This is a genomic window from Streptomyces sp. WAC05292, from assembly GCF_003949955.1.
Lineage (GTDB): Bacteria > Actinomycetota > Actinomycetes > Streptomycetales > Streptomycetaceae > Streptomyces > Streptomyces globosus.
Genome location: NZ_RPSE01000465.1, coordinates 1 through 4,431 on the forward strand (window position 1 = coordinate 1; position 4,431 = coordinate 4,431).

At 72.8% G+C, this 4,431-nt stretch carries 3 protein-coding genes; 1 reads left to right on the forward strand and 2 read right to left on the reverse strand.

The window, feature by feature from the left end; translation table 11 throughout:
* Together EF903_RS29285 and EF903_RS29290 are read right to left on the reverse strand one after the other, a co-directional pair.
* Positions 1-1,306 (reverse strand): ammonium transporter (locus EF903_RS29285; protein ID WP_148142600.1); only part of this gene is annotated, 1,306 nt, incomplete at its 3' end.
* Positions 1,307-1,678: 372 nt separating this feature from the next.
* Complete coding sequence (locus EF903_RS29290; RefSeq protein WP_390335453.1) at positions 1,679-3,187, reverse strand: hypothetical protein; 1,509 nt, start codon at positions 3,185-3,187, stop codon at positions 1,679-1,681.
* Between the two features lie 394 nt (positions 3,188-3,581).
* On the opposite strand from EF903_RS29290, the gene EF903_RS29295 reads away from it, so the two are divergent.
* The gene (locus EF903_RS29295) at positions 3,582-4,250 is read left to right on the forward strand and encodes a bifunctional DNA primase/polymerase (RefSeq protein WP_125548026.1); all 669 of its coding nucleotides are present in this window, start codon (positions 3,582-3,584) and stop codon (positions 4,248-4,250) included.
* The last annotated feature ends 181 nt before the right edge of the window (positions 4,251-4,431 follow it).

Genomic DNA, 4,431 nt, shown 5'->3' on the forward strand with positions numbered 1-4,431 from the left:
GGGCGGCGGTGCTCCGGGAGGGGGCGCCGCCTCCGGCTCCGCTGAAGTCGTAGGCGGTCTCGGCGTGCTCGACCTGGTCGATGCCGGAGACCTCGTCGTCCTCGCTCACGCGCATCCCCATCGTCTTGTCGAGGAGGAAGGCGAGCAGCGCGGACGCGACGAGAGAGTAGGCGAGGACGGAGAAGACGCCCACGGCCTGCTTGCCGAGCTGTTCCAGCCCGCCGCCGTAGAAGAGGCCGGCCGCTTCGGACTGGACGCCTCCGGTGGCGAAGAAGCCGACGAGGAGGGAGCCGATGACGCCGCCGACGAGGTGGACGCCGATGACGTCGAGGGAGTCGTCGTAGCCGAGCTTGTACTTGAGGCCGACGGCCATGGCGCAGACCAGGCCGGAGACGGCGCCGATGGCGATCGCGCCGAGCGGGGAGCAGGAGCCGCCTGCGGGGGTGATGGCGACGAGGCCGGCGACGGCGCCGGAGGCCGCGCCGAGGGTGGTGAAGGAGCCGTGGCGCAGCTTCTCGTACGCGAGCCAGGCGAGCATGGCCGCTGCGGCGGCGACCTGGGTGTTGACGAACATCACGGCGCCGACGCCGTCGTCGTTGCCCAGCCAGGAGCCGGCGTTGAAGCCGAACCAGCCGAACCACAGCAGGCTCGCGCCGAGCATGACGAGGGGGAGGCTGTGGGGGCGCATCGGGTCCTTCTTGAAGCCGATGCGCTTGCCGATGACGAGGATGACGCCGAGGGCGGCGGCGCCGGCGTTGATGTGGACGGCGGTGCCGCCGGCGAAGTCGATGACGCCCATCTCGAAGAGCCAGCCGCCGGGGGCCCACACCCAGTGCGCGACGGGGAAGTAGACGACGGTGGCCCACAGGGCGATGAAGAGGGCCCAGGCGCTGAACTTCACGCGGTCGGCGAGGGCGCCGCTGATGAGGGCGGGGGTGATGACCGCGAACATCAGCTGGAAGACGGCGAAGACGTAGACCGGGACGGTGTAGCCGTCCCACAGCTCGGTGATGCCGATGCCGCTGAGGCCGAGGTAGTCGGAGGACCAGCCGACGACGCCGCCGGAGTCGGCGCCGAAGGCGATGCCGAATCCGTAGAGCACCCACAGGACCGTGACGATCCCGAGGCTGATGAAGCTCATCATCAGCATGTTGAGGCTGCTCTTGACGCGGACCATGCCTCCGTAGAAGAAGGCGAGTCCCGGGGTCATCAGCATGACCAGAGCGGAGCAGATGAGCATGAACCCGGTGTTCGCGGCAGAGAGCGTCGGGGCGTCTGCCGCGAGGGTCGTGATGGCTGGTGCCATCGGCGTCTCCTCGTCGTCGGTGCGTTCGCGTGCGGGCGACCGTGGGACCTGGGCACGGGAAGGCGTGGGGGCCGGTGGGTGGCCCGGGGCCCGGGGGGCTGGCCGGTTATTGACCCAGAGATTCGCGCAGGCCGGTTTCCGGTGGCGCCGCCCGATGTTTCGCGCCCGTGACGAAGAGGTGCGGGCTGTTACGTGCCGATGAACGGTGCCGCCGTGGGCGGCGGCGGGCCGGCGGCCCGGCGGGGCCGGCCGGCGGCGGGAGGACGGGGCCGGCCGCGGCACCACCCGGGAGTCCTGGCTGGGGGAGCCTGATCGGGCTTCACGGGGTGGCTGCCGCGGCCGGGGCCTTCGGGGGGACGGCCGCGCGGGCCGTCAGACGGCCTCCGCGGCCGGGGGCAGCGCGAAGGCGAGGTGGTCGGTCAGCCGGACGACTTCGGCGACGTCGCCGTACTCACGGGCGGCGGTGTCGACGGTCTTGCGGAGCCGGGTGTTCACCCTTTCGGACCGGATCTTTCCGGCCACGGCGAGCGCGCGGTCGACGTAGGAGGCGGCCTCCTCGGGCTCGCGCCGGAGGAGGTGCACGGTGGCCATGCCGATGAGGTTGAGCGCGTACGACCGCTGGTGCACCTCGTCCCGGCCGAAGAGCTCGACGGCGCGCTCCATGGCGGGCGCGGCGAGGGAGGCGTACATGGGGCTGCGGCCGGCGACGTAGGCGAGGTCGCGGTAGGAGTGCGAGTTCTCGCCGTTGAGCTCCGCCTCGGAGAAGAAGCGGATCCAGTCGGGCTCGGGCGCTTCGCCGGGGCCGATGTCCCCGAAGGTGTCCTCGGCCATGCGGACGGCCCGCTTGCAGCGGCTGGGCTGGCCCATGTTGGCGTAGGCGCGGGCCTCCATCGCATACAGCATCGCCTGGGTGCGGGGGCCGGCGCAGTCGCGGCTGCCGTACTGGGCGAGGTGGATGAGCTCCAGGGCGTCCTCGGGGCGGCCGAGGTGGATCATCTGGCGGCTCATGTTGGAGAGGATGTACGAGCCGAGGGGCTTGTCGCCGGCCTCCTTCGCGGCGTGCAGCGCGAGGACGAAGTACTTCTGCGCGGTGGGGTGCAGGCCGATGTCGTAGCTCATCCACCCGGCGAGTTCGGCGAGTTCGGCGGCGACCTTGAAGAGCCGCTTCATGACGGGCGCCGGGTGGGTCTCCTGCAGCAGGTCGGTGACCTCGTGGAGCTGGCCCACGACGGCCTTGCGGCGCAGGCCCCCGCCGCACTGGGCGTCCCACTGGCGGAACATGACGGTCGTCGCTTCGAGGAGGTCGAGTTCCGGTTCGGACAGGCGCGGGGGCCGGTGGCCGCCGAGGGCGCCGCCGCCCTGGCCGGCGCGCGCGGTCGCGGGGTCGGCGGCCGGGGAGGGGACGAGCCAGCGCTGCATGGGCTCGATGAGGGCGGGGCCGGCGGAGAGGGCGAGGGAGGTGCCGAGGAAACCGCGGCGGGCGAGCATGAGGTCGCTGCGGGAGAAGTCCCCGAGCAGCTCCACGGTCTGCTGGGCGGCCCACGGCAGGTCGACTCCGGAGACCGAGGGGGTCTGGTGCGCGGTGCGCAGGCCGAGCTGCTCGATGGCGACGACGGAGCCGAAGCGCTCGGAGAACAGCTCCGAGAGGATCCTCGGTACGGGTTCGCGGGGCTGCTCGCCGTCGAGCCAGCGGCGCACGCGCGAGGTGTCGGTGCTGATGTGGTGGGCGCCCATCTGCCGTGCGCGCCGGTTCACCTGGCGGGCGAGCTCGCCCTTGGACCATCCGCTGCGCACGAACCAGGAGGTCAGCTGCTCGTTGCGGGCGGCGGGCCCGGATCCGTCCGGTTGCCCGCTCGTTCCGCTTGCGCCGTTGCCGCCCACTGGAACGCCCCCATCCGCTCAGCCCTGTTCCTACGCAACCCTGGCCGGAAGGGCAGACGCCGCCAGGGGACCTTCACAGGTCCTTCACGCCTTGCCTCCGGCATAACCACGAACGGTACGCCGTCAGGGTCGGTGCACCGAAAGTAATCCTACGATCACCCGCTCGGCGAGCCGGTTCGCCGAAACGCCACCATTCGCCACCCCTGTCGGCGAACCCGCCACCCGCCAGGCGCGATTCACTTGGCGATGGAGCAGAAGCGATCGGATGGACAGGAGTGCGCCCGGGGCGCGCGCGGCGTGGAGTGCGCCGGGCGGCACCGCAGGGCAGGCCGCACCCGGTCCCCCCGAACGTCGTAACCACCGGCGCGTCCGACCCGTTGGAGGGGGCATGGGCATGGGCTTCACGATCGGCGGCAGCCGCAGCACCAAGGAATTCCGCTCCGGGACGCGCCGCCGCGCGCGGACGTCGGAGTGCACGGCGGTCGCCGAGTACACGGGCCTGTGGGGCTGGGACGCGGTCCCCGGGGCGCGGGCGGCCGGCCCCCGGCGCGACTGCTCCTGCGGCCGCGCGGACTGCCCGGCCCCGGGCGCCCACCCGCTGCCGCTCGCCCCGACCGTCCCGGCCGGCGCCACCCTGGACGAGGTCAGCAGGACGTGGGGCGCCTACCCGGGCGCCGCGGTGCTGCTGCCCGTGGGCCGCGGCTTCGACGTCATCGAGGTCTCGTATGAGGCCGGGCGCCGCGCCCTGGTGCGGCTGGAGCGGATGGGCCTGCCGCTCGGCCCGGTCACCGCGACCCCGGACGGGCGGGCGCAGTTCTTCGTGGCCCCGGGCGCCGCGGACGGGCTGCCCCAGCTGCTGTACCGGATGGGCTGGGACGACGCCGACCTGGACCTGCGGGCGCTGGGCCACGGCGCGTACGTGACGGCACCGCCCTCGGACCACGCGGGCCTCGGACCGGTCGGCTGGCTGCGCCCGCCGGCCCTGGACTGCGCCGGCGGCCCGCCCCAGGCCCGGCTGCTGCTGGGCACGCTGGCGTACATCTGCCACCGGCTGCGCCGCTAGCGCGCGGTCCACCCGCCTCCCGAACGCGGCGGTGCCCCCGGTTCCCTGGGGAACGATGCTGTTGGCTAATTCAGGGCACTGCGTGACGGCGGTTCCCAAGACCCGGTTGTGGTTTTGGGAACCGCCGTTGTCGTATGGGGAGAGTGTCAATGTCGATGCAGCCGAAGGAGCCGGGTGAGGT